Origin of the sequence: Acinetobacter sp. NIOH-H-8 (assembly GCF_046635365.1) — a bacterium.
Taxonomy (GTDB): Bacteria; Pseudomonadota; Gammaproteobacteria; order Pseudomonadales; family Moraxellaceae; genus Acinetobacter.
Window position 1 is genome coordinate 1 of the sequence record NZ_JBHDVN010000044.1, and the last position, 22612, is coordinate 22612.

Here is a 22612-nt window from a genome sequence, read left to right on the forward strand (position 1 = left end):
GTCAGTACAATTTAGTGACAAGCAAAGCACGTAGTGTTCATGGATTTCTAGGAGGGATTTACGCGTCCTTGTGTGCATATCAACTGATCCATAAAAATAAGCCAACAATTCAAATTATGAAGTCATCAGCTTAAGCAGGATTCGGGTTAAAATATATAAAAATTAATTATTTGAATATATTTAATAGTCAAAAATACATCCACCAAAAAATACCGATCAACACAGCCATATGTAAAATCTGTATCGGTGCAAAATATAACGCGAATTTAAAACCACCTGTTAAGGCTGCATTGACCGACTTAGCCAAAGCATGTGCGCCTAAACCTAAGAGTAAGGCATAGATCAAACGGGTATTGGAGGGATCTCCTTGAATGACCACACTGGCCATTGCGGCATGAATTTCAAATAAGGACGCAAATAAAGTACCAGCCAGGAGACCAGCATTACCGAGTAATATTTCCAGTCCGTAAACTCCAGCCTGAATCAGGGTTAATGCAGCAGCGATAATCACAGCTTCTTTGAGACTAAACATTTTACTATCAGAAGATTCTGGAGACTCCTGATTTTTAGTAGGTTCAGCTTTATGTAATAATACAAATGCACATGCAGCCAGAATAAGCATAGCCACCAATGAAGGTGGGAGCAGAATTTTTAGCCAATCCCAGGAAACGCCTCCTACTACAATAAACAATAGAACTAATGTCGAAATGCATGACATCAGGGCAGCGCCAGCATTGGATTTTGCATCCATTTCACCTTTGCGCACCTGTATCCCCAGTTGAGCAATAGTTGCGGTACTGGAAACAAAACCTGAAGCAATTGAAGACAGCATCAAAGCATTTTTAGTTGAAAAGAAACGTTTAGCGATATGTGCCAAAGCTTGAACTACCAGTATTAGAGTTACTAATTTTAAAATCAGATAAGGGTTCAGCACTTCACCCCATAAAGGCCGGTCAGGGGTTAGCGGTAAACCAATCAGAATCAAGGCTAATAATAGTAATCCATCCCTAAATTCAGCCTCAGTAATCCACTGTCCGGCAATATTATGCATAGAGTGTTTGGCCATTAAAATTATCGTGATCAGAACTGCTAGTCCTGCAGCCAGAGGAATATTCCATAAACAAATCGCCCCAATAAAATAGGTCATGATAAAGGCCAATTCAGTGGTTATCCCAGGGTCTTCTATCTGATTTCGGATAGAAAAAATGACAATACCGCCAATAATGAGTGCACCAGCTAGGCCCATTGCCATTCCGAATAAAAAGCACAATGCGCCTAATAAAGCACAGATCGCAAAAGAGCGTAGCCCTGCAAAACTGGCCTGTTTTTCACGCTGTTTATGCCGTTCACGTTCCAGACCAATCAATAAGCCACATCCTAAGGCAGCAGTCAGGATAGTAAGCAATTCATGAAAGGAACTACTTTCATTTAAGGGAACTACGCTTAAATCCATACCTGGCCTCAGCGATTGAATAAGATATCCTGATTGAAATATAGGCGAAAAATTGACATATCGACAAGCAGAAAAAGGTTATGACCTAAAACCCATGTGATGTGTTTATCATTTATGAGAAACAATATTGCTTTTAAGTTTGGAAGTCGCGATGGAATGCGAAAAACAGGAAAAACTTGTTATAGTGGAGGCAGTTTTGGGGACCATCGATCATGAAATTTGATTTTGAAATTGATACAGGCTGGTGTTTGGATCAGCTTTTAAAAGACGGAAAAATAACTGAACGTGACCGGATGCGAGTTCAGACCACACATCGTCAACGTGAACAAATAAAATGGCATCCCTTGCAATGGATCGCGCACTTTAGTCTGGTTGATCAGTCCCATCCTCAAAGTACTTTGACACTCAACCGCTTATGCCAGTGGCTGGCAGAAAAAACCGGTTTAATGTTCTATATTATCGATCCGCTCAAAGCTGATGTGCAGGCCTTGACCAATGTTATGTCACAGGAATATGCATTGCGTAACCGTATTCTGGCAGTAGAAATTCAACCAGATAAAGTTCTGATTGCTACAGATCAGCCTTATAAAACTGAATGGGTCTCAAACCTCGAACAGAATATTGCACCAAAAAAAATTGAACGGGTATTGTTCAATCCGGAACAGCTCCAGCGTTATATTGTTGAATATTATCAGGTGAGTCGTGCAGTCAGTGGCTCACAAAAATCATCTGCTTATGACCGGGAAAATAAAGGCGTAGAAGCCTTACTGCAACTGGGTGATTCACAGAATCCGGATGCCAATGACCAGCATATCGTGAAACTGGTAGACTGGGTGCTGCAATTTGCCTTTGAGCAGGGTGCCAGTGATATTCATATGGAACCGCGCAAAGACACCGGCAAGATCCGTTTCCGGATTGATGGAGTATTGCATACCATCTATAACATGCCAGCCAATACCTTGACCGCAGTCATTTCCCGAATCAAGATTCTGGGCCGGATGAATGTGGCAGAAAAACGTAAACCACAGGATGGTCGTTTAAAAACTCGGACTCCAAAAGGGCAGGAAACTGAACTGCGTTTATCGACCTTACCTACCGCATTTGGTGAAAAGCTGGTAATGCGTATCTTTGACCCAGAAGTTCTGGTCAGAAGTTTTCAGCAGCTCGGTTTCGAAGGGCATCTGCTCAATGACTGGAATAATCTGACCAGCCATAGTCACGGTATTATTTTGGTCACCGGACCGACCGGTTCTGGTAAAACCACCACACTGTATTCCACTTTAAAGCAGCTTGCGACTGAGCAGGTGAATGTCTGCACGATTGAAGATCCGATCGAGATGCTGGAACCAAGCTTTAACCAGATGCAGGTCAATAACGGAATTGAACTGGGCTTTGCAGATGGTGTACGTGCACTGATGCGTCAGGATCCTGACATTATTATGGTCGGCGAGATTCGTGACCAAGATACGGCCAATATGGCGATTCAGGCAGCATTAACCGGTCACTTGGTACTTTCTACCTTGCATACCAATGATGCGCCGTCGAGTCTGACCCGTTTGCATGATCTGGGCGTACAACCATTTTTAACAGCAGCGACTATCCTGGGGGTTCTGGCCCAACGTCTGGTGCGTAAGCTATGCCCACACTGCAAGCAGGAGAGTTTTCTGGATGAGCAGGAATGGCAACATCTGGCAGTGGACTATCCTTTACCACGTCCGGAATTTGTTTTTAAAGCAGTCGGTTGTGAAGAGTGTCGCCATACCGGTTATAAAGGCCGAATCGGGATTTATGAGTTTATGCCGCTTAGCCTGACCACCAAGCAATTGATCGGAGCGGATGCTAACCTGAATCAGTTACGTCAGCAGGCAAAAAAAGAAGGGGTAGAACCTTTACGGATTGCCGGTGCTCGCAAGATTCTGGAAGGGGTCACCACGCTTGAAGAGGTTTTAAGAGTTGTGCCATTAAATTAATTCTAAAGATGAAGCGATCTTAAGATTCAATTCATCTTCGGCTGTTTTAATAGCATTATCGAAACAGGGCAAGACTTTAAAAAGAGGTAACTGCAATGAAAATGATGATGAATACTGTTTTAGCAGCAGCATTAATGGGTTCAATTGGGACTGTCGCAGTTGCGAGTAGTGAAACTGCGGTGAATCAGGCTGCATTTGCTAAAACGACTACAGTTAAGCAAGCATTGACCATGAAAGATGACAGCAAGGTTCAGCTGAAAGGTTATGTGGTAAAAGCTGTCGGTGATGAAAAATACCAGTTCCGCGATAATACTGGCACCATTACTGTCGAAATTGATGATGAACTTTGGCAGGGTAAACCTGTATCAGCTAAAACACCTGTGGTAATCATTGGTGAAGTAGACATTGACTATAAACCTGCGAAACGTGTTGAAATTGATGTCGACCAAGTTCAGTTCTAATTTCAGCATAATTTCCTGAACTGAATCTGAAGACAGCAACAAAAAACCACATGCAAGTTACCAAAAAAGCATGTGGTTTTTTTTTGAGTCTGGAACTTTTTCAAGGCAAGATAGAAAGATAAAACAAGCGGAGCATAGCATGCGTATTCTTTTGGCAGAGGATGATGAATCTCAGGCGGAAAGTATTCAAACTTGGCTGGAAATGGACGGTTATGTAATTGATCGGGTTGATCGTGGGGATCATGCCATTCTGGCGATTGAACAGCATCAGTATGACTGTATTTTGCTGGATCGTGGCCTGCCGAATGCAACTGGAGATGACATTCTTAAAAGCTTGCGCAATAAACAGAAAGATACGCCCGTTATATTTATCACCGCCAAGGACAGTATTCATGATCGGGTTGCAGGACTCGATCTGGGGGCCAATGATTATCTGGTAAAACCTTTCAGTCTGGAAGAACTTTCCGCTCGCGTACGTGCCCAGCTCAGACAAAAACAGCAAACGCCAAATCATATCCTGGAATGGCAGGATATTAGTCTGGATACTCAGGCCAAGACCGTAATGAAGGCGGGACAGAGCATTAATCTGACTGCAAAAGAATTCCAGATTTTATATAAGCTGATGCAAAAACCAGAACATATCATTACCCGAGAACAGCTGGAAGAATCACTCTATGCCTGGGGAGATGAAATCGAAAGCAATGCGATTGAAGTCTTTATTTATCAGCTACGTAAAAAAATTGGCAGTCAGATGATTAAAACCATTCGTGGCTTGGGCTACCGGATGCATAAACCCGAGGCCTCCATATGAAGGCACCCATTTCCCTGCAAAGTCGGCTGATTCAACATGCCATGTTCAGTTCCATACTGGCAGGATTTCTGGCGTGGCTGCTGTTATTGGGAATTTCCAGCTATCAGGCGATTGATCTGCATGATGACCTGATGGAGGAAATTTCAGAGTTACTTTTAGGAGATGTGAACCAGGCCAAAAATACGCAGGTTGATGAAATCAGTGAGCAGTTTGATATTCAATATGCCTTACTACTGAATCAGCAGGTACTGACAACTTCAATTGATGATGAGCTGATTAATGAGATACCAATTGCACAGAAAAACGGGTTTCACTTTGATTATGAAAATGGCCATTTTATTCGCATCCTGATTGCTGAAGATCAAGACTTGAAAGTGAAAGTGGTACAACCACTCTCGGTACGCTTTGATGAGCTTTGGCAAACGACTTTAGGTTTCGCCGGGATTTTATTTATCCTATGGATATTACAGTGGCTGATTTTACGTTTTGCCATTAAGCGGCAATTAAGACCTTTAAATAAAATTTCCCGAGAAATCGGTTCTAAATCTGCACAGGATCTCAGTCCGATTCAAAGTCCTGATCCTGAGATTACCGAACTGCAACCGATTGTCCGTCAGCTGAATGCTATGTTGAGCCGTTTAGAAAAATCATTGGCTGCCGAGCAACGTTTTACTGCCGATGCTTCACATGAGTTGCGTTCCCCATTGTCTGCCATTCAAATGCGTTTACAGGTGCTGAAACGTAAATATCAGGAAGATGCTCAACTTAGGCAAGCGTTACAGATGATTCAGAATGACGTCAACCGCGGAACGCAGATTCTGGAAAACTTACTGCTATTGGCTCGGCTTGATCCAGAACATGCAGAGCAGTTGCCCAAACAGCAGGTGAATCTTAAAGTATTGGTTCAGGAGGTCTTACAAGCTTTACAACCTTTTGCTCAGGAAAAAGAGATCCACTGGAACTTAAAACTTGAAGATGCAGTGATTGAAGCAAATGCAGAGCTGATTTTTAGCTGTATCCGCAATCTGGTTGATAATGCCATTCGTTATACGCCGATGCAGGGACAGGTCGAAATCAGGACGATAGTTGAAGGTCAGAATCTACAACTTATGATTGAAAATTCGGGAGAGGGAATTCAGGAAGAAGTTGTTCAACGTTTAGGTGAGCGTTTTTACCGCGCCTTGGGCACGCGAACACAAGGTTCAGGTTTGGGATTGTCGATTTGTCAAAAGATTATGCAGTTACATACGGCCAAGATTGATTATACGCCGTCAGTTTTGGGTGGGCTTAAAGTTTCATTAATTTTTCAATCTGAAGAATAAAGATATTAGATATAGCAATTAAAAAAAGCAGTATGCGCTGATTCATACTGCCTGTTCCCACGTTTATTATTTTTGGAGTATTTAAATTACTTAGTCAGGATGAGACGATTGTTACGAGTCAAACGTAGACGGTATTCTTCACCCGCATGCATGATCCGGATTTCTCGTCCTAGCGCAAATAAATTGTTCGAATGCAACATCGGTAGCGTATGCTGAGTATCATTATTGCGGGTAAATAGGCTAAATGGTGCGTTCATTCCGTCGACTCCGTGGTGTGTTTTGGATTGATTTAAATGATAATCATTATCGAATAGATCTGTCAACGAATAATTGCTGCATTTATAAAAAACTCTAATTTGCTTACAATCTGTAAAACTTCAATAGTTCAGAACATTATGTCTAAAACCACAATTCATGTCGCAATCGCTATTTTATTTCATCAAACTCAGGTTCTGGTCGGTTGGCGTGAAGCTAAACAGCATCAGGGCAATAAATATGAGTTTCCAGGCGGAAAAGTAGAACAGGGCGAATTGCCTATAGAGGCATGTCGACGTGAAGTGATTGAAGAAGTCGGAATTGACATCGAACAATGGCAGGCTTTTGATTTTATTTCGCATGAATATGAAGATGTCATCGTCAATCTGCATATTTTCCATGCTTCGGTTCAGCCAGAACAATTAGCTGGAATCAAGCAGCCTTGGCGCTGGTATAGCCGGGATGAACTCAGTGAACTAAATTTTCCTAAAGCCAATCAGGCCATGATTCAAAAGCTGCAATGGCCGAGAAAGATCAAAATTTCTGAAGACTTGAGTCACCTGAATAATCTGGAAACAGACCAGATGCTGTATTGGCGAGTAATGGCCAGCCCTGAACACATTAGCCAGTTACAGCAGATTCCAGTCGATCAGTTATCCAGATTGATCATTAATCAGGAACTTTGGTCACAATTGAATGAATTGCAGCAGCAAACCATTCGTACGCTTCACCTGAAACAGTCTCAATTGATGCAACTGCAAAAAGGGGAGTTAGCTGGTGGCTATCGTTATCTTGCAGCCTGTCACGATCTGGAAGCATTAAAACATGCAGAAAACATAGGCTGTGAAGCAGCTTTACTCAGCCCGGTACTGGCAACAGAAACACATCCTGATACCGCAGCTTTAGGCTGGGAAAAATTTAAACAGATGGCTGAACAGGTACAGATTCCTGTATTTGCCTTAGGCGGTATAAAAGCTGAAGATCTAGACCATGCTCAAAACCAGCATGCTTATGGGATTGCAGGGATCCGTTATGTTTAAGTCAGAAACTTATTATAAATAACCGGGCTCACGCCAGGGCCTTAAAATTTCTTTAAGGCCTGCTGAGCTTGCTGAATGGCTTTGGTGTTTTTTTGCAGTTGAGCTGCTTTCAGGCGCACCTGCCAGAGCTGCTTTTTCATTGCATTGGTCTGCGCATAGCTCAAACCACGTAAGGCGAAAGCATCTGCACGGGCCGGCTGGTTTTTACGGTTTGCGATCAAGCCAAGATACAGATAAGTTTCTGAAGCTTGGGGCGCCAAACGCTGAGCTTGTACTGCAGAAGTTTCAGCTTGATTATATTGCTGCTTGCTATAGGCCTGCTCAGTTTGCTGCATCAATTTTTTAAATGCAGGTAAGTTACGTCCATCATCAAACTTTTGTGCCTGAGGCTTTTGCTCAGGGATCACAATCTTCTGACGTTTAATCTCCGGTCGATCATAGGGCGTAATCACTACACCATCAGGTGTAGAGGATTTTGGTTTCTGCTGAACCGGAGGTTTAGTAGGAGCCGCAGGCTGTTCTGGCTCCGACATGCTTTGGCAGCCCACCAGACCGAGGATGAGCAGACCAGGAATCAATTTTCTTAACATAAACATAGACTCAATTATTGGCTATAACTTCCACTCGCGATAATACGGGTTTGTTTAGCAACTTCGCGTTCTATTTCTGTTTCACTTTCTTGTATATAACGACTGAGATCATCATCTTCCTCATCTTCTGGTGAAGGTTCTGAATCAATCGTATAAGGTTCAGTGGCGTAATGCGAGATGCCACAAGCAGTTGCCTGATTAGGCAAGGCATGACGTGAAATCGGAATATACATGGCACCATCACAGCCTTGGGCAGTCAGTTTACCTGTATAACGGTCCAGCCAGTGCCATTCAATTTCATTAGGCTGAGCCAGATTCACCGGCTTCTGATGCAGCTGTTTCATGACATTGGTCCAGACCGGAAGTGCACCTGAAGAACCGGTTAATCCAGTGACTTTGTTGTCATCCAGACCTAACCAGACCACTGTCATATAGTTGCCAGAATAACCTGCAAACCATGAATCACGGGTATCGTTTGTCGTACCCGATTTACCCGCCAGATTCAGGTTGCGTGGCAAACTGTTATAGGCAGAACGACCAGTACCACTCGACATGACCTGTTGTAAACCATAATTCAGAGCATAGGCTGATGCTGGATCAATCGTCGGCTGAACACTTAAGCTGTAACGTTCAAGCGAGCGGCCATTCGCATCGACTACAGAACGAATCGATTTCACCGGATATTTAAAGCCACCTGTTGCGAAGTTACCGTAAATATTCATCACTTCCATCGGTGACATATCTACTGCACCTAAATAAATAGATGGATAATTTGGTATGTCAGAAGTCACACCGAATTTTTGTAGATGGTTAATAAAGGTCGACAGGCCAAATTCCTGCGCCAAACGCACCGCGGATAGGTTATAGGATTGTGACAGGGCAAGAGACATCGGTACTACACCATGTGCGCTACCACTATAGTTTTTCGGTGTCCATGGTTTGCCATCACTTTGAATGGTGATCTGGCTGTCTTCAATTGGACTGGCCCAGTGATAGCGATTCGATTCTAGTGCTGTCAAATAAATCACCGGTTTGAGTAATGAACCCACCTGACGCTTGGCATCTAAAGCACGGTTAAAACCGGTAAAGTCCTGAGTAGAACCTACCGCTGCAACCAGTTCGCCATTTTCAGGGTGTGCGACCAGAACAGCGCCCTGCAAATCTTTTAGACGGCCTGGATTGGCTTTGCTTAAACGGGCTACACTTTCCTTAAAGCTGTCTTGAATTCGGGTTTGTGCCAATGGATCTAAGGTGGTGAAAATACGCAGACCCTGATTCGTTAAATCAGTTTCCTGATATTCGGTACGCAATTGACGGCGAACGATGTCCAGAAAATCCGGGAAGCGGGCAGGGCCTAAAGTTGGTTTGGAAATGACGTTCAGCGGACGGGCAGTTTCTGTTTCATACTGATCTTGGGTCAGATTACCCATTACCAGCATATTATTTAGAACCACATCACGACGTTTTTTCGCAAGTTCAGGATTACGCCATGGGTTATACAGGCTTGGACCTTGTACCAGACCGACTAAAAAGGCCTGTTGAGAAATATTCAGTTCACGTAACGGCAAGCCAAAATAAAATTGTGAAGCCAGACCATAACCATTTACGGAATAGTTGCCATTTTGGCCCAGATTCACTTCATTTAAATAGGCTTCCAGAATCTCATCTTTGCCATAATGCAATTCAATCAGCATTGCCATAAAGGCTTCATTCACCTTACGTTTTAAGGTGCGTTCTGGTGTTAAGTAGAAATTCTTGACCAGCTGCTGGGTGAGGGTTGAACCACCTTGACGTTTACCACCAGTAATATTACTTACCACTGCACGTGCAATCCCGCGTGGAGATACACCATGGTGATTGTAGAAATTGCGGTCTTCGGTAGCAATTAACGCGTCAATTAACGGTTTAGGCACTTTATTGAGCTTAATCAGCACACGGTCTTCATTATGCTGCGGGTAAATACCACCAATCAATAAAGGTTCCAGACGGGCAATCCCGCTAGAAGAGGGCTTGGTCGCACTTACTTCAGCAATCTGATCGCCATCAAAGCTGACTTTCAATACCTGTTCAGGTTCAACGCGATCGCCAAAATCAAAGCCACGGGTATGCACATACATGGTATTGCCAGTGCTGACAAAGCTGCCCGATTTGGTATAGCTGTCTGAACCTTTATAACCCAGTAATTTTAATTCTTGTTGGAAATCCTGCTGGCTGACAGGGGCATTTACATACACTTCCATCGGGCGTGCGAAAACCTTGGCCGGAATATCCCAGCGTTGACCTTCAAATTTTTCACGCACAATATTATCTAATTTAATCAAATAGATACTAAATGCTACAAATGCAGAAATGACTAGAATGGAGAAGATTAAGGCAATGAACCCCATACCTCGTTCAGATTTCATAAATGACGATAAGACCCTGTGAAATTGTGCTAATCATGCGAAGCTTTTCATTATTTTGCAATATTTAATCAATTATTGAGATTAAAATTAAAATTAAACTTCACATTTTCTCCTTAATTTCAATCTATTTCAATTCAATCCTGCACAGCTTTGTCATGTTATAAATTGTCATCCTATTCAAGCTTAATGTTATGATAAGCAGGATTCGAAGCGGAGCGACGACACTGGTGCAAATTTCCCACAAGACATTTCGAAATATCGGGTTGATTGGACGCCCGGATAAATCTTCAGTGGTTGAAACCTTATGCCTGATCCACGATCATCTGCTCAATTTAGGTCTACATCCTGTTTTTGATGCAGATACAGCTGAACTGGTTCCTTATCAGAATACCCAAACAGTTAGCCGCGCCTTGTTGGGCGAAGTGGTTGATCTGGTGATTGTGGTAGGTGGGGATGGTTCACTGTTACATGCAGCGCGGGCATTGGTAAAATACAATACGCCAGTGATCGGGGTGAACCGTGGTCGTTTGGGCTTCCTGACCGATATCAAGCCAACTGAAGTCATCTTTAAACTAGATCAGGTATTAAAAGGTGATTTTCAGGCAGAACGCCGTTTCTTGCTGGAAATGGAAGTTCGCTCCAAAGGTGAAATCATCTATGATGCGATTGCCCTGAATGATGTGGTCTTGCACTCCGGTAAATCGGTACACATGATTGATTTCGAGCTGAATATTGATGGACAATATGTCTATCGCCAGCATAGTGATGGTCTGATTGTATCTACACCGACCGGTTCAACAGCCTATGCGCTTTCCGGTGGTGGGCCGATTGTGCATCCAAGTATGGATGCAATTGTGCTGGTGCCGATGCATCCGCATACCTTGTCTTCACGTCCGATTGTGGTCGGAGGGCATAGTGAAATTAAACTGATGATTCGCGAAAATCGCGTACTGCCGATGGTGAGTGCGGATGGACAACACAGTGTGTCTTTGAATGTTGGCGATAGCGTCCATATTCGTAAGCATCCCTTTAAACTGAATCTTCTGCATCCGCCAGGTTATGACTTCTATAATGCATGTCGAACCAAACTGGGCTGGAATCAGGACTTCGACTATCTTAAGCAGGATTAAATATGAATATTGAACAAATGCTTGCCGTACTCAATCCTGAGATTGTAGAACGCTTAAGAACAGCCATTGAAATTGGCAAGTGGCCAAATGGTGTAGCACTGACTCAGGAGCAGCGTCAGACCTGTATGCAGGCTGTCTATGCCTGGGAAATGAAAAACCTGCCAGAAACCGAACGTAGCGGTTATATCGATCGTGGCACTAAAGAAGAAGGCGAACAATGTGATGATGATCATCACAAAAATGAGCCGGAATTTAAACCGATCCGTTTCGTTTAATCGAAACCGAAAAAAAGACCACAGATGTGGTCTTTTTTAATGTCTGTTTTCTGGTCTGATCAAACCGAAAGACGGGTATCCCAAAGCTCTCTGGCTTTTTGCATCGCTACTTCATAGCTGTCACATTCACCCATGGTATAGAGTGCAATGCCCATAGTTTCAACCACTGCGATTTTACCATATTCATGTGAGCGTTGACCTTCCCATACTTGCTTAAACACAGCTAGATCCAGCTCTTCTTCAATCGGACTACGGTTGTCAGTCAGTTTTGGTAATTCGTGCTCATAAAGTTCGCCATTCTTAATTCCACAGATTAAAGTTTTGGCATCAGGGTTACGTTCGAACTCACCACCTTCACCTTTAATGACTGCACTATTTTGATAGCCTAACTTGTAAGCGGACTGCTGATGTGAACTACGATAAGCAGGGTGGAAAATGGCTTGTAAAGTCGCTTTGGCATTAAATGGATTAATCAGGCGTGCCAGCGTATGAATCGGAGAGCGTAAGCCCATGACATTACGTAGCCCGATCAGCTCAGCCAAAATCGGGGAGATCACCTCCAAAGGCAGGTAAGCGAAATGTTTTTCTTTAAGTTGCTGTTCCACTTCAGTGTCATTCTGGCAGATTGGATAGCCTAAGTAGTTAAGTACCTGTTCAGTATACACCCGATTTAAGGTATGGCCCGAAGCACCATGCATCACGATATTATAGCCATGCTTAGCAAGGGTAAGCGCAGCCAGAATGAACCAAGGATAATGTTTGCGTTTACCTGCATAAGAAGACCAGTCTAGATCAACATCAAGAGCCTTAAAATTCAGTTGGTCACGGGTCGCCTGCACAAAGCCTGCGAGTTCATCAACAGATTCTTCCTTGACACGTAATAGCATCAGAAAAGCGCCCAGTTGTACGTCCAGTACTTGATTTTTCAGGATCATGCTAAAAGCCTGATAGGCTTCTTCATAGCTTAAAGAACGTGCACCATTTTTTCCCTTGCCAATAATACGAATAAACTGGGCAAAAGGATGTTCGGCATCTTTATAAATATTTCGCTTTGTGGTCATGGGCATAGATCAATCATGTTCATCAAGTATTGGCATATTTTACGCTGATATTGGTATTTCACCTTCTTATTTTGCAGAATTATTAGAGTTTTATAAGACTATAGTCTAAGAGGTATTGTTTAGTATTTAGGCAAATTTAACATTTCGGGTTAAACAAAAGTCTAAAAAGCGGTTAAAATTTCACGCAATTCTTGTGTTTGCTTTATCTCCTGATCAATGCACTGACTTTTCTTAAAGATCGGTGTTCCTGTGATTGTTAAATGTACATACACATTCTAATTTCAGTATCAGATTAATTTTTTGATACATAGGCACTTTTTTGTTTCAGACAATGAAGTATTGGACGCTTGTTTTTTAAAAATAAGTGAAAACTGAATATTGCTTCTGGTTAGAAGTATATCGTGAAGTAAGGTTATGGCTAAAAAACCAATTTATAAGTCGCTTTATTTTCAAGTGATTGTAGCCATTATTGCGGGTATCCTCGTCGGACATTTCTCGCCAAGTGGTACACAAATCATTAATGGTGCAGAACAATATGTTCCAGGTCTGGGCGAACAACTGAAGCCGCTGGGTGATGCATTTATCCGTTTAATTAAAATGATCATCGCACCTGTGATTTTCTGTACCGTGGTTAGCGGGATCGCAGGCATGGAGAGTATGAAATCAGTTGGTAAAACTGGTGGTGTCGCTCTACTTTACTTCGAAATCGTGTCAACGATGGCGCTGATCATTGGTCTTCTGGTAATTAATATTGCCAAGCCAGGCGTTGGGATGAATGTTGATCCGGCATCGCTGGACACGGCCGGGATTTCTAAATATGTAGAGTCGGGTGCTTCACAGTCTACCGTTGATTTCTTTATGAATATCATTCCAAATACGGTAGTCGGAGCATTTGCCGAAGGCGAAATCCTGCAAGTCCTTTTATTTGCGATCCTGTTCGGTTTTGCATTACACAAACTGGGTGCACAAGGTAAGCCAGTCCTCAAACTGGTAGATCAGATTTCACATGTGTTCTTTAACATCGTGAACATGATTATGAAACTTGCACCTATTGGTGCATTTGGTGCGATGGCTTTCACGATCGGTAAATATGGGATCGGTTCTCTGGCACAATTGGCTCAGTTGATCATCTGCTTCTATATCACCTGTTTGCTGTTCATCTTTATTGTGCTAGGTTCAATTGCTCGCTTTACCGGCTTTAGCATTGTCAAGATGATTCGCCTGATTCGTGAAGAGTTACTGATTGTACTCGGTACTTCATCGTCTGAATCTGTATTGCCACGCATGTTGAAAAAACTCGAGCTTGCAGGTGCTGAAAAGTCAGTGGTAGGTCTGGTCATTCCAACCGGTTATTCATTTAACCTGGATGGTACTTCGATTTATCTGACAATGGCGGCAATCTTTATTGCACAGGCAACCAATACGCAACTTGATTTGTCCCACCAGATTACTTTACTTCTTGTATTGCTTATTTCTTCTAAAGGTGCAGCAGGTGTAACTGGCTCAGGCTTTATCGTGATGGCAGCAACTTTGGCGGCTGTAGGTAATATTCCGGTTGCAGGTCTGGCCTTGATTCTCGGTATTGACCGCTTCATGTCTGAAGCCCGTGCCTTGACCAATCTGGTCGGGAACTCTTTGGCGACTCTGGTTGTAGCAAAATGGGTCGGTCAGTTAGACATGGACAAGCTGAACTATGCATTAGCAAATCCGGCTGAAATTGATGAAAAAATGGCGCAAGAAGGCAACAACGCTCATTAAGTTTGAGTTCGTCTTATAGGTCATAAAAAGGAAGCTTCGGCTTCCTTTTTTATTTTTATCTGACTGTGAAGTTAGCGAAAAAATAAGTCAGGTACATGACAGCCTTTCTAAAAATAGTTAGCCTGTGCACAGGAAATAAAACGATAAACACGATAAGGATAAAAGAATGCTGGCTTACGATGCTGACCTGGAACTTTTCCGCGACAATTTCAAACGCTTTATGAATGAACATGTAGCGCCTTACTATGAAGAGTGGGAGCATGAAGGCATGATGCCGCGTTCAGTCTGGAATGCGATGGGTGAAAATGGCTTCTTGTGTGTCGATGTCCCGGAAGAATATGGTGGCTACGGTGTTCCGACTCACTATTCCCTGATGTTAATCGAAGAGTCGGCAAGAGCAGGCTATAGCGCAATTTCAACTGGTTTGTCTTGTCATTCGGATATCGCAGCGCCGTATATCCTGCATATTGGTACTGAAGAACAGAAAAAATACTGGTTACCGAAAATGGTATCTGGTGAGGTAGTGGGTGCGATTGGCATGACTGAGCCGGGTGCAGGTTCTGATTTGCAAGCCATGCGCACCAATGCCATCTTGCAGGATGATTATTATTTGTTAAATGGTTCTAAAACCTTTATTTCCAATGGCCAGCATGCTGACCTAGTCGTATTAGCCGTGAAAACCGATCTACAAGCACGCGCTAAAGGTGTGTCTTTGATGCTGGTGGATACGCATCTGGAAGGCTTTAAAAAAGGTAAGAATCTGGACAAGATTGGTCTGCATTCACAGGATACTTCAGAGCTGTTCTTCGATAATGTTAAAGTACCGAAAGATCAGTTGCTGGGTCAGCCAGGTCAGGGCTTTGTATACCTAATGCAGGAACTCCCACGTGAACGTACCGCTATTGCTGCTACTGCACTGGGCGCCATTCGTGGCTCGATTGATGTAACGACTCAATATGTCAAAGAGCGTCAGGCCTTTGGTCAGGCGATTGGCCAGTTTCAGAATACCCGTTTTGTACTGGCACAGGCCAAGATTGACGAGCTGGCAACAGCAGCTTTCTATAACCAGAATGTTGAGTTGTATATGCAAGGCAAGCTGCATGTAGAAACGGCAGCAGCGCTAAAGAGTTTCTCTACTGATATGCAGATGAAAGTTGCTGATAATCTGCTTCAGCTCTTTGGTGGTTATGGCTATATGACGGAATATCCGATTTCGCGTTTCTTTGTCGATGCCCGCATTCAACGGATCTATGGCGGTACCAATGAAATCATGAAAGAAATTGTTGCACGTGGTTTGCTTGGACGTTAAAAATAAACAGATAAAAAAGAGTCCTAAATGGACTCTTTTTTTATGGAAAGAATATTCTTGAAATCTAGATGTTTTATTATTTTAAGATTTTAGTACATCCAGACATTCATGAATAAAAATTGGCAAATCATTGGGTACTCGAGATGAAATCAGCTGATTATTGTCATTGACCAGTTCGACATCATAATAAGTCGCACCCGCATGTTGTACCCGAGGAGCATGTGCACGGATACTGGTAATGATGCGGTTCTTTAAAATATCAGCTTCACTGAGTAATAAAGATGCGTCACAAAGACTAAAAATGGTCTTTGTGGCCTCATTAAAAGCCTGAATGAAATGTAAGACTCGTGTATCGTTGGCGAGGGACACAGGCGATTCACCGCCCGGAATGAGCAGGGCATCAAAATCATCAATACTGATATGATCAATTGCCCGATCAATCGTTACACTCGACTGGCCATGTAATCCATGTACGACTTTTCCGGCATGGAGTTCAATATTACAGACACTGTGCTCTGCAGCAAGTAAGGCTGCAACAGGTTCAGTATATTCAAGATCTTCAAAATTATTCGTTACAAGTACCGCTATTCTTTTTGGCATTATAGGCACCCCCAATATAGTTTTAAATTAGACTAGCGATTTAAGGTTTAAAAAACGTCTCTGCTTTGTAACTAAATAGTGATTTAGTGTAAAAAATCCAATTAAATCAAAGGAAAATGATCAAAAAAAACAGTTTTCTATGTGCATTTTATTGTGAACTGTCACTCAGATTTTAAGTAGTTAAACTAGAGGAATCGAGATGGCTTTATTTTTATTTTCTTATGCTTAAAATCGTTATGTAGATTAAGAAATAGTGATATTTCATCTTGATAAAAATCAGTTAAGATGGGCGGGCAAAGTTTACAATTTGATAATGTAAAAGATGCGAAAATGCTGAAAGAAATGTTACCAGATATGACTAAAGCGATGAACGGTTAAAATCAAATCCCTGTTTTTAAGAATTAATCTACTAAAGTTATATTGTGTAACATTTGCAGCGCACTAATTGTTATACTGCACAGATAAGGTTTATGAAGGGCGACATCACGATGATCAACGACGATCAAAACACAACGGCTTCTTTAGATTTGGCTAAAATTCGTGAAGATATCGATTCAGTTGATCAACAAATCCAGCAATTGATTAACCGTCGTGCACGTTTGGCTGAGGCTGTAGCAAAAGCGAAATTCGCATCTGAAGAAAATCCGCTGTTTTACCGTCCGGAACGTGAAGCACAGGTTTTGCGCAATGTTATGGAGCGCAATGAAGGACCATTGTCAGATACGACGATGGCACGTCTGTTCCGCGAGATCATGTCGGCTTGTTTGGCGCTTGAAGCACCGCAAAGTATTGCATTTTTGGGACCTGTTGGTACCTACACACATTCAGCAGTATTGAAACATTTTGGTCATGATGCTGTGGTTCGTCCATTACCCACCATTGATGAAGTGTTCCGTGAAGTAGAAGCGGGCAGTGCACATTATGGTCTGGTGCCGGTTGAGAACTCCTCTGAAGGTGTAGTGAACCATACTTTAGACTGTTTCAAGACTTCGCATCTGAATGTGATTGGCGAAGTGGAATTACCCATTCATCACCAGTTCCTGATCTCTGAAAATACCCGTAAAGACAGTATTAAGCAGATCTATGCACATCAGCAAACTCTGGCTCAGTGCCGTAAATGGCTGGATGCCCATTATCCAGGTGTAGAACGTGTGGCACTCAGTTCAAATGCTGAAGCTGCGCGCCGTATTCAGAATGAATGGCATTCTGCTGCGATTGCTTCTGAAATTGCTGCGAATATTTATAATCTTGAGATTATGCACAGCAATATTGAAGACAATCCAGAGAACACGACACGCTTCCTGGTGATTGGCCGTGAAAAAGTGCCACAAAGCGGCAATGATAAAACTTCATTACTGGTATCTGCGCATGACCGTGCCGGTGCATTGCTGGAAATTCTGGCTCCATTTGCCAAGCACAACATTAGTCTAACCAGTATTGAAACTCGACCTGCACTTCCTGAAAAATGGGCTTATGTATTCTTTATCGATCTTGAAGGTCATATTGAGCAGGAAAATGTTAAAGCTGCGATCGAAGAAATTCGTCCGTTTGTGAAAGAAGTCCGCGTGCTTGGTTCATATCCTGCAGCTGTTTTATAAAAGCAGCCTTTCGTGGTTAGTGCGAGGGTGCTAACCACTGTTTCATCTGTAAATCGGAAGTATAAAATGTCGTTTGTCCCAGCCAATGAAGGCATCTCTAAATTAAAGCCATATCAACCAGGTAAACCGATCAGTGAACTTGAGCGTGAGTTGGGCATCACTGATATCGTAAAACTGGCTTCAAATGAAAACCCGCTGGGCTGTTCAGATAAAGTCAAAGAAGCAGTGGCTGCGGAACTGGCGGAAATTGGTCGTTATCCTGATGGCGGTGGCTTTATCCTGAAAGATCAGATCAAGACACAATTCGGTTTTGATCATAACCAGATTACTTTAGGTAATGGTTCAAACGACTTACTGGAAATATTCGCCCGTGCATTTGTTTCTGAAAAAGATTCAGTGATTTATAGCCAGCATGCGTTTGCGGTATATGCACTGGTGACTCAAGCGATTAACGCTGAAGCGATCGAAGTACCTGCTAAAGGTTTCTCACATGACCTTGAAGCGATGGCGGCTGCGGTAAAAGACAACACCAAGCTGATCTTTGTTGCAAACCCGAATAACCCGACAGGGACCTGGTTTGAAGAAGCTGAATTTGAAGCATTCATGCAGAAAGTTCCTGCGAACGTGATCGTGGTGCTAGATGAAGCCTATGTGGAATATTTCCCAGAGAACTTCAATAGCCTGAAATTCCTGAAACAGTATCCAAACCTGATTGTCAGCCGTACGCTGTCTAAGTGCTATGGTCTGGCTGCGCTGCGTGTTGGTTTTGCTTTGGCATCTGTTGAAGTGACTGATTACTTGAACCGTATCCGTCAGCCATTCAACGTCAACCATTTAGCTATGGTGGCTGCGGTGGCTGCACTGAAAGATGAAGCATTTATCGAGAAATCTCGTGAAGTGAACAAGGCGGGTATGGCTCAGCTAGAAGCGGGTTTCAAAGCTTTAGGCCTGAACTATGTACCTTCACGCGCGAATTTCATCTTGGTTGATGTACAGGCTGACCCAGCAGAAACATTTAACAAGTTGTTGAAAGAAGGGGTGATCGTACGTCCAGTGGGTATTCCAAATCACCTGCGTGTATCGATTGGTACTGAAGCTGAAAATGCCAAATTTCTTGCTGCATTAGGTAAAGTACTTGGCTTAGAGGCGAAAGCTTAAGTTATGTCGCAGCCACTGTTTGAAAAAGTTGCCTTTATCGGACTTGGACTGATTGGTTCAAGCCTGGCGCGTGTCATTAAGGCCGAGCATTTAGCCAATGACATCGTGGCATCGACCCGCTCACAAAAAACCTTGGAAGATGCCAAGGCACTTGGTCTGATTTCAGACGGCTATGCAGATCCTGTAGAAGCTGTTCAAGGTGCAGACCTGGTGGTGCTGGCTTTACCTGTTCGTGCAACGCAAAAGGTATTGGAAACCGTCAAGCCATATCTGGCTGAGGGCGCCATTATCACCGATGTGGGTAGTACCAAAGGTAATGTGGTAGAAGCAGCCAAAGCCGTATTTGGTGAAAATCTACCAGCCGGTTTTGTGCCGGGGCATCCAATTGCGGGTGCAGAACATACTGGTGTACATGCGGGTAAGGTGGATCTGTTCGCTAATCACAAGGTGATTTTGACACCGTTGCCAAGCAGCGGACAATGGGCGGTCGAGAAACTGATTCAACTGTGGCAGGCGGCAAAGGCGGAAGTGATTTGTATGGATGTGGAAAAGCACGATGAAGTGCTGGCACATACTAGTCATCTTCCGCACCTGATGGCCTTCAACTTGGTCGAACAACTGGCCAAGCGCGAAGACAATCTGGATATTTTTCGTTATGCTGCCGGTGGCTTCCGCGACTTCTCGCGTATTGCTGCCAGTGATCCACAAATGTGGCATGACATCTTTTTTGCCAATAAAAAGGCGATTCTCAATGCCGTGGACGGCTTTGAAGCTCAACTCGCGATTATCCGCAAGCTGATTGAAGATGAAGATTCACAAGCCTTAATGGGCTTATTGGGGCATGCGCAGGCTGCGCGTCAGCACTTCAATCATATGCTCGCCAAGAAACCTCTCATGGAGAAAAATAAAGTGACACAACAATTTACCATTCAACCAGGTGCCAAGACGTTCCAGGGTAAATTTACCGTGCCAGGTGACAAATCTGTGTCACACCGTTCCATCATGTTTGGTGCCATCGCTGAAGGCACAACGCATGTGACCGGGTTCCTTGAGGGGGAAGATGCCCTTGCAACTTTACAGGCGTTCCGTGATATGGGTGTAAGCATTGAAGGTCCTAAAAATGGCGAAGTGACCATTCATGGCGTGGGTATGCATGGTCTGAAAGCACCAAAATCTGCGCTTTACATGGGTAACTCGGGTACTTCGATGCGTCTGCTGTCTGGCATGCTGTCAGCACAGAAATTTGATTCTGTAATGACTGGCGATGCTTCACTATCTAAACGTCCAATGGAGCGTATTGCTAAACCATTACGTTTGATGGGTGCACAGATTCAAACTACGGGTGAACGTGGTACACCACCAGTATCGATTACCGGTAATCAAAACCTGAAAGGTATTCAATACGACTTGCCAATGGCATCGGCTCAGGTGAAGTCTGGGATTTTGCTAGCGGGTCTTTGGGCTGAGGGCGAAACTTCAGTGACTGAACCTGAACCAACCCGTGACCATACTGAACGTATGTTGCGTGCGTTTGGTTATGACGTAAAAACTGAAGCTAACCGTATTTCCCTGCAAGGTGGCGGCAAACTGGTGGGTACCAATATTCAAGTCCCATCGGATATTTCTTCTGCTGCTTTCTTTATGGTCGGTGCAGCGATTACTGAAAATGCTGACGTGACTTTGGAAGCGGTAGGCATTAACCCAACCCGTACTGGTGTCGTCGAAATCCTGAAACAGATGGGAGCCGACATCGCTGTTGAAAATGAACGTATTGCGGGCGGTGAACCGATCGCGGATATTCGTATCCGTGGTACACGTACCTTAAAAGGCATTCATATGCCGGAAGACCAAGTGCCACTAGCAATTGATGAATTCCCGGCATTGTTTATCGCGGCAGCTTGTGCTGAAGGCCAAACGATTCTAACTGGTGCTGCTGAGCTGCGTGTCAAAGAATCGGATCGTATTCAGGTGATGGCTGATGGTTTGAAAACCATGGGTATTGATTGCACACCAACTGATGACGGCATTATCATTGAAGGTAAAGGTAAGACAGGCGACTGGTCACCAATCTTTACCGGTGGTGAAATTGAATCGCATCATGATCATCGTATTGCCATGAGCTTCTCAATCGCAGGTCTGCGTAACTCAGGTGAAATTAAGATTGTTGGGACTGAAACTGTCGCAACCAGTTTCCCAACCTTCACTGAACTGACTTCTCAAGCTGGTCTGGCGATTGAAGTGACAGAATAATTCTAAAATTTACATGAAACAGCCAAGCTTTTGCTTGGCTGTTTTGTTTATATTGGCTTATGCTAAAACCATACAACAAAAAAGCCATTTGGATGTAGCAATGCGAAAATTAAAATTTATGGCCAATCCTCAGAGCCAGCAACAATTACAGGGCAGTCAGCAGACTCAGGAATATGTGGCACATCTGCTGACGGAAGAGCTCGGTAAATATGGCTTTAAGACTTTGGCGCAAAGTGGTGCACAAGTGGCCGTAAGTGTCGATGAACATGAGTTGCCATTATCAGTGAGCTGTGAGACACGAGACCAGGAAGGGCACCTGATTTGTGAAATTGCTTCTTATCCGGATGAAGAACAGGACTGGCTGGACCGGATTACAGAACAAAGTTTATTAAATCAGTTGGCACAAGCTGTTGAAGCATCGCTGAAAGAACAAGAAAGTTTTAGTGAGTTTGAGTGGAAGAACTAGTTCAACAAATGCAAAGGGTTTTGCCCATACTACAAAGTGAACGTCTTGTTTTAGATTATTTTAAGCCATCTGATGCTGCGGAAGCCTATGCCTCGATTACCCCGAGTCTGACTCGTTTTATGGCATGGGATGCACCGGAATCTGAACAGGTATTTACAACAGTCTGGCAAAACTGGCTAAACAATATGGCTGATCATAAAGAATATATCTTTGTGATCCGTCATATTGAAAGACATGAATTTATCGGACTATGTGGTTTACATCGACTGCATGATGAAATACCTGAAGTGGGTATCTGGATTCGTGAAAAGGCGCATGGTCATCATTATGGACATGAGGCAGTACGTTGCATTGTGGCCTATGCTTTCAATACATTAGGGATCAAAGCTTTGAGCTATCCGGTAGCCGAAGAAAACTGGGCTAGCCGAAAAATTGCAGAACGTGTAGGTGGAAAAATTACCAACCACCTAGATAAACCTAAATATCGGGCTGTAATTTATGAAATTCATGCTAAAGATTTTATTTCTGAATAAAAAAACCTCATCATTCGATGAGGTTTTTTTGATCAGCTTAATGTCCCGTCCTGAAATAAGTTTACACCTTAAGAGACTTATTTTATGGAACATGCACAAGAACAACGAGTTAAACGCACACAACGTGATTATAGCTTCGCCTTTAAAATGATGGTTGTACATGAAGT

General features: G+C 43.3%; 20 protein-coding genes and 1 pseudogene. 15 read left to right on the forward strand and 6 right to left on the reverse strand.

Going from position 1 to position 22612, the window contains the following annotated elements:
• Positions 1 to 134 (forward strand): annotated as a pseudogene (locus ACEWB7_RS13505) (IS982 family transposase); the annotation flags it as partial.
• Between the two features lie 53 nt (positions 135 to 187).
• Here the strand turns inward: ACEWB7_RS13505 and ACEWB7_RS13510 are convergent.
• Positions 188 to 1453 (reverse strand): MgtC/SapB family protein, encoded by a 1266-nt coding sequence (locus ACEWB7_RS13510; protein WP_411580898.1) that lies wholly within the window; start codon positions 1451 to 1453, stop codon positions 188 to 190.
• A gap of 212 nt (positions 1454 to 1665) precedes the next feature.
• On the opposite strand from ACEWB7_RS13510, the gene ACEWB7_RS13515 reads away from it, so the two are divergent.
• From ACEWB7_RS13515 to ACEWB7_RS13530, 4 genes are all read left to right on the forward strand, one after another.
• Positions 1666 to 3423: a GspE/PulE family protein gene (locus ACEWB7_RS13515; protein WP_411580899.1), complete on the forward strand. Its 1758-nt coding sequence runs from the start codon at positions 1666 to 1668 to the stop codon at positions 3421 to 3423.
• Positions 3424 to 3518: 95 nt separating this feature from the next.
• Complete coding sequence (locus ACEWB7_RS13520; protein ID WP_034170733.1) at positions 3519 to 3884, forward strand: NirD/YgiW/YdeI family stress tolerance protein; 366 nt, start codon at positions 3519 to 3521, stop codon at positions 3882 to 3884.
• A 139-nt stretch (positions 3885 to 4023) separates the two neighbouring features.
• Entirely contained in the window at positions 4024 to 4695 is a 672-nt protein-coding gene (locus ACEWB7_RS13525; RefSeq protein ID WP_411580900.1) for a response regulator transcription factor, read from the forward strand.
• Positions 4692 to 6017, forward strand: a complete 1326-nt coding sequence (locus ACEWB7_RS13530; protein ID WP_411580901.1) for a sensor histidine kinase — start codon at positions 4692 to 4694, stop codon at positions 6015 to 6017. The genes ACEWB7_RS13525 and ACEWB7_RS13530 overlap by 4 nt, the downstream gene beginning before the upstream one ends.
• Positions 6018 to 6103: 86 nt before the next feature.
• Here the strand turns inward: ACEWB7_RS13530 and hemP are convergent, their stop codons facing one another.
• Entirely contained in the window at positions 6104 to 6274 is a 171-nt protein-coding gene (gene hemP / locus ACEWB7_RS13535) for a hemin uptake protein HemP (RefSeq protein WP_411580902.1), read from the reverse strand.
• Between the two features lie 138 nt (positions 6275 to 6412).
• On the opposite strand from hemP, the gene ACEWB7_RS13540 reads away from it, so the two are divergent.
• Positions 6413 to 7312: an NUDIX domain-containing protein gene (locus ACEWB7_RS13540; RefSeq protein ID WP_179993307.1), complete on the forward strand. Its 900-nt coding sequence runs from the start codon at positions 6413 to 6415 to the stop codon at positions 7310 to 7312.
• Positions 7313 to 7353: 41 nt separating this feature from the next.
• Here ACEWB7_RS13540 and ACEWB7_RS13545 read toward each other — a convergent pair whose 3' ends face one another.
• Together ACEWB7_RS13545 and mrcB are read right to left on the reverse strand one after the other, a co-directional pair.
• Positions 7354 to 7902 (reverse strand): tetratricopeptide repeat protein, encoded by a 549-nt coding sequence (locus ACEWB7_RS13545; protein WP_411580903.1) that lies wholly within the window; start codon positions 7900 to 7902, stop codon positions 7354 to 7356.
• Between the two features lie 14 nt (positions 7903 to 7916).
• A complete protein-coding gene (gene mrcB, locus ACEWB7_RS13550) occupies positions 7917 to 10307 on the reverse strand; it encodes a penicillin-binding protein 1B (RefSeq protein WP_411580904.1) in 2391 nt (796 codons plus the stop codon).
• 191 nt (positions 10308 to 10498) lie between these two features.
• Between mrcB and ACEWB7_RS13555 the strand changes: the two genes are divergently transcribed.
• Together ACEWB7_RS13555 and ACEWB7_RS13560 are read left to right on the forward strand one after the other, a co-directional pair.
• Positions 10499 to 11437, forward strand: coding sequence for an NAD(+) kinase (locus ACEWB7_RS13555; RefSeq protein WP_125279078.1), 939 nt, complete (start codon positions 10499 to 10501; stop codon positions 11435 to 11437).
• A 2-nt stretch (positions 11438 to 11439) separates the two neighbouring features.
• Entirely contained in the window at positions 11440 to 11712 is a 273-nt protein-coding gene (locus ACEWB7_RS13560) for a YeaC family protein (RefSeq protein WP_004784238.1), read from the forward strand.
• A gap of 59 nt (positions 11713 to 11771) precedes the next feature.
• On the opposite strand, the gene ACEWB7_RS13565 is transcribed toward ACEWB7_RS13560, so the two are convergent.
• Positions 11772 to 12773 carry a glycosyl transferase family protein gene (locus ACEWB7_RS13565; protein ID WP_411580905.1) on the reverse strand — a complete coding sequence of 334 codons (1002 nt, stop codon included), beginning with the start codon at positions 12771 to 12773 and terminating at the stop codon, positions 11772 to 11774.
• 414 nt (positions 12774 to 13187) lie between these two features.
• On the opposite strand from ACEWB7_RS13565, the gene ACEWB7_RS13570 reads away from it, so the two are divergent.
• Complete coding sequence (locus tag ACEWB7_RS13570; protein WP_005236469.1) at positions 13188 to 14531, forward strand: dicarboxylate/amino acid:cation symporter; 1344 nt, start codon at positions 13188 to 13190, stop codon at positions 14529 to 14531.
• Positions 14532 to 14697: 166 nt separating this feature from the next.
• Positions 14698 to 15840, forward strand: a complete 1143-nt coding sequence (locus ACEWB7_RS13575; protein ID WP_411580906.1) for an acyl-CoA dehydrogenase family protein — start codon at positions 14698 to 14700, stop codon at positions 15838 to 15840.
• An 81-nt stretch (positions 15841 to 15921) separates the two neighbouring features.
• Here ACEWB7_RS13575 and ACEWB7_RS13580 read toward each other — a convergent pair whose 3' ends face one another.
• Positions 15922 to 16440, reverse strand: coding sequence for a DJ-1/PfpI family protein (locus ACEWB7_RS13580; protein ID WP_411580907.1), 519 nt, complete (start codon positions 16438 to 16440; stop codon positions 15922 to 15924).
• A gap of 488 nt (positions 16441 to 16928) precedes the next feature.
• On the opposite strand from ACEWB7_RS13580, the gene pheA reads away from it, so the two are divergent.
• The 5 genes from pheA to ACEWB7_RS13605 all read left to right on the forward strand — a co-directional run bounded on the left by pheA (position 16929) and on the right by ACEWB7_RS13605 (position 22445).
• The gene (gene pheA / locus ACEWB7_RS13585; RefSeq protein WP_125279073.1) at positions 16929 to 18038 is read left to right on the forward strand and encodes a prephenate dehydratase; all 1110 of its coding nucleotides are present in this window, start codon (positions 16929 to 16931) and stop codon (positions 18036 to 18038) included.
• Between the two features lie 66 nt (positions 18039 to 18104).
• Positions 18105 to 19196, forward strand: a complete 1092-nt coding sequence (hisC, locus tag ACEWB7_RS13590) for a histidinol-phosphate transaminase (protein ID WP_312309755.1) — start codon at positions 18105 to 18107, stop codon at positions 19194 to 19196.
• A 3-nt stretch (positions 19197 to 19199) separates the two neighbouring features.
• Positions 19200 to 21446: a bifunctional prephenate dehydrogenase/3-phosphoshikimate 1-carboxyvinyltransferase gene (locus ACEWB7_RS13595; RefSeq protein WP_312309753.1), complete on the forward strand. Its 2247-nt coding sequence runs from the start codon at positions 19200 to 19202 to the stop codon at positions 21444 to 21446.
• Positions 21447 to 21546: 100 nt separating this feature from the next.
• Entirely contained in the window at positions 21547 to 21912 is a 366-nt protein-coding gene (locus ACEWB7_RS13600; RefSeq protein WP_166136040.1) for a hypothetical protein, read from the forward strand.
• The gene (locus ACEWB7_RS13605) at positions 21900 to 22445 is read left to right on the forward strand and encodes a GNAT family N-acetyltransferase (RefSeq protein WP_411580908.1); all 546 of its coding nucleotides are present in this window, start codon (positions 21900 to 21902) and stop codon (positions 22443 to 22445) included. Before ACEWB7_RS13600 ends, ACEWB7_RS13605 begins: the two co-directional genes overlap by 13 nt.
• Positions 22446 to 22612 lie beyond the last annotated feature (167 nt).

Coding starts and splice junctions, on each gene's coding strand:
- ACEWB7_RS13555 (WP_125279078.1), top strand. CDS start 10,499: ATGATAAGCAGGATTCGAAGCGGAGCGACGACACTGGTGCAAATTTCC.
- ACEWB7_RS13515 (WP_411580899.1), top strand. CDS start 1,666: ATGAAATTTGATTTTGAAATTGATACAGGCTGGTGTTTGGATCAGCTT.
- ACEWB7_RS13575 (WP_411580906.1), top strand. CDS start 14,698: ATGCTGGCTTACGATGCTGACCTGGAACTTTTCCGCGACAATTTCAAA.
- ACEWB7_RS13510 (WP_411580898.1), bottom strand. CDS start 1,453: ATGGATTTAAGCGTAGTTCCCTTAAATGAAAGTAGTTCCTTTCATGAA.
- ACEWB7_RS13520 (WP_034170733.1), top strand. CDS start 3,519: ATGAAAATGATGATGAATACTGTTTTAGCAGCAGCATTAATGGGTTCA.
- ACEWB7_RS13525 (WP_411580900.1), top strand. CDS start 4,024: ATGCGTATTCTTTTGGCAGAGGATGATGAATCTCAGGCGGAAAGTATT.
- ACEWB7_RS13595 (WP_312309753.1), top strand. CDS start 19,200: ATGTCGCAGCCACTGTTTGAAAAAGTTGCCTTTATCGGACTTGGACTG.
- ACEWB7_RS13540 (WP_179993307.1), top strand. CDS start 6,413: ATGTCTAAAACCACAATTCATGTCGCAATCGCTATTTTATTTCATCAA.
- ACEWB7_RS13565 (WP_411580905.1), bottom strand. CDS start 12,773: ATGACCACAAAGCGAAATATTTATAAAGATGCCGAACATCCTTTTGCC.
- pheA (WP_125279073.1), top strand. CDS start 16,929: ATGATCAACGACGATCAAAACACAACGGCTTCTTTAGATTTGGCTAAA.
- ACEWB7_RS13560 (WP_004784238.1), top strand. CDS start 11,440: ATGAATATTGAACAAATGCTTGCCGTACTCAATCCTGAGATTGTAGAA.
- ACEWB7_RS13600 (WP_166136040.1), top strand. CDS start 21,547: ATGCGAAAATTAAAATTTATGGCCAATCCTCAGAGCCAGCAACAATTA.
- ACEWB7_RS13545 (WP_411580903.1), bottom strand. CDS start 7,902: ATGTTAAGAAAATTGATTCCTGGTCTGCTCATCCTCGGTCTGGTGGGC.
- ACEWB7_RS13580 (WP_411580907.1), bottom strand. CDS start 16,440: ATGCCAAAAAGAATAGCGGTACTTGTAACGAATAATTTTGAAGATCTT.
- hisC (WP_312309755.1), top strand. CDS start 18,105: ATGTCGTTTGTCCCAGCCAATGAAGGCATCTCTAAATTAAAGCCATAT.
- ACEWB7_RS13530 (WP_411580901.1), top strand. CDS start 4,692: ATGAAGGCACCCATTTCCCTGCAAAGTCGGCTGATTCAACATGCCATG.
- ACEWB7_RS13570 (WP_005236469.1), top strand. CDS start 13,188: ATGGCTAAAAAACCAATTTATAAGTCGCTTTATTTTCAAGTGATTGTA.
- hemP (WP_411580902.1), bottom strand. CDS start 6,274: ATGAACGCACCATTTAGCCTATTTACCCGCAATAATGATACTCAGCAT.
- mrcB (WP_411580904.1), bottom strand. CDS start 10,307: ATGAAATCTGAACGAGGTATGGGGTTCATTGCCTTAATCTTCTCCATT.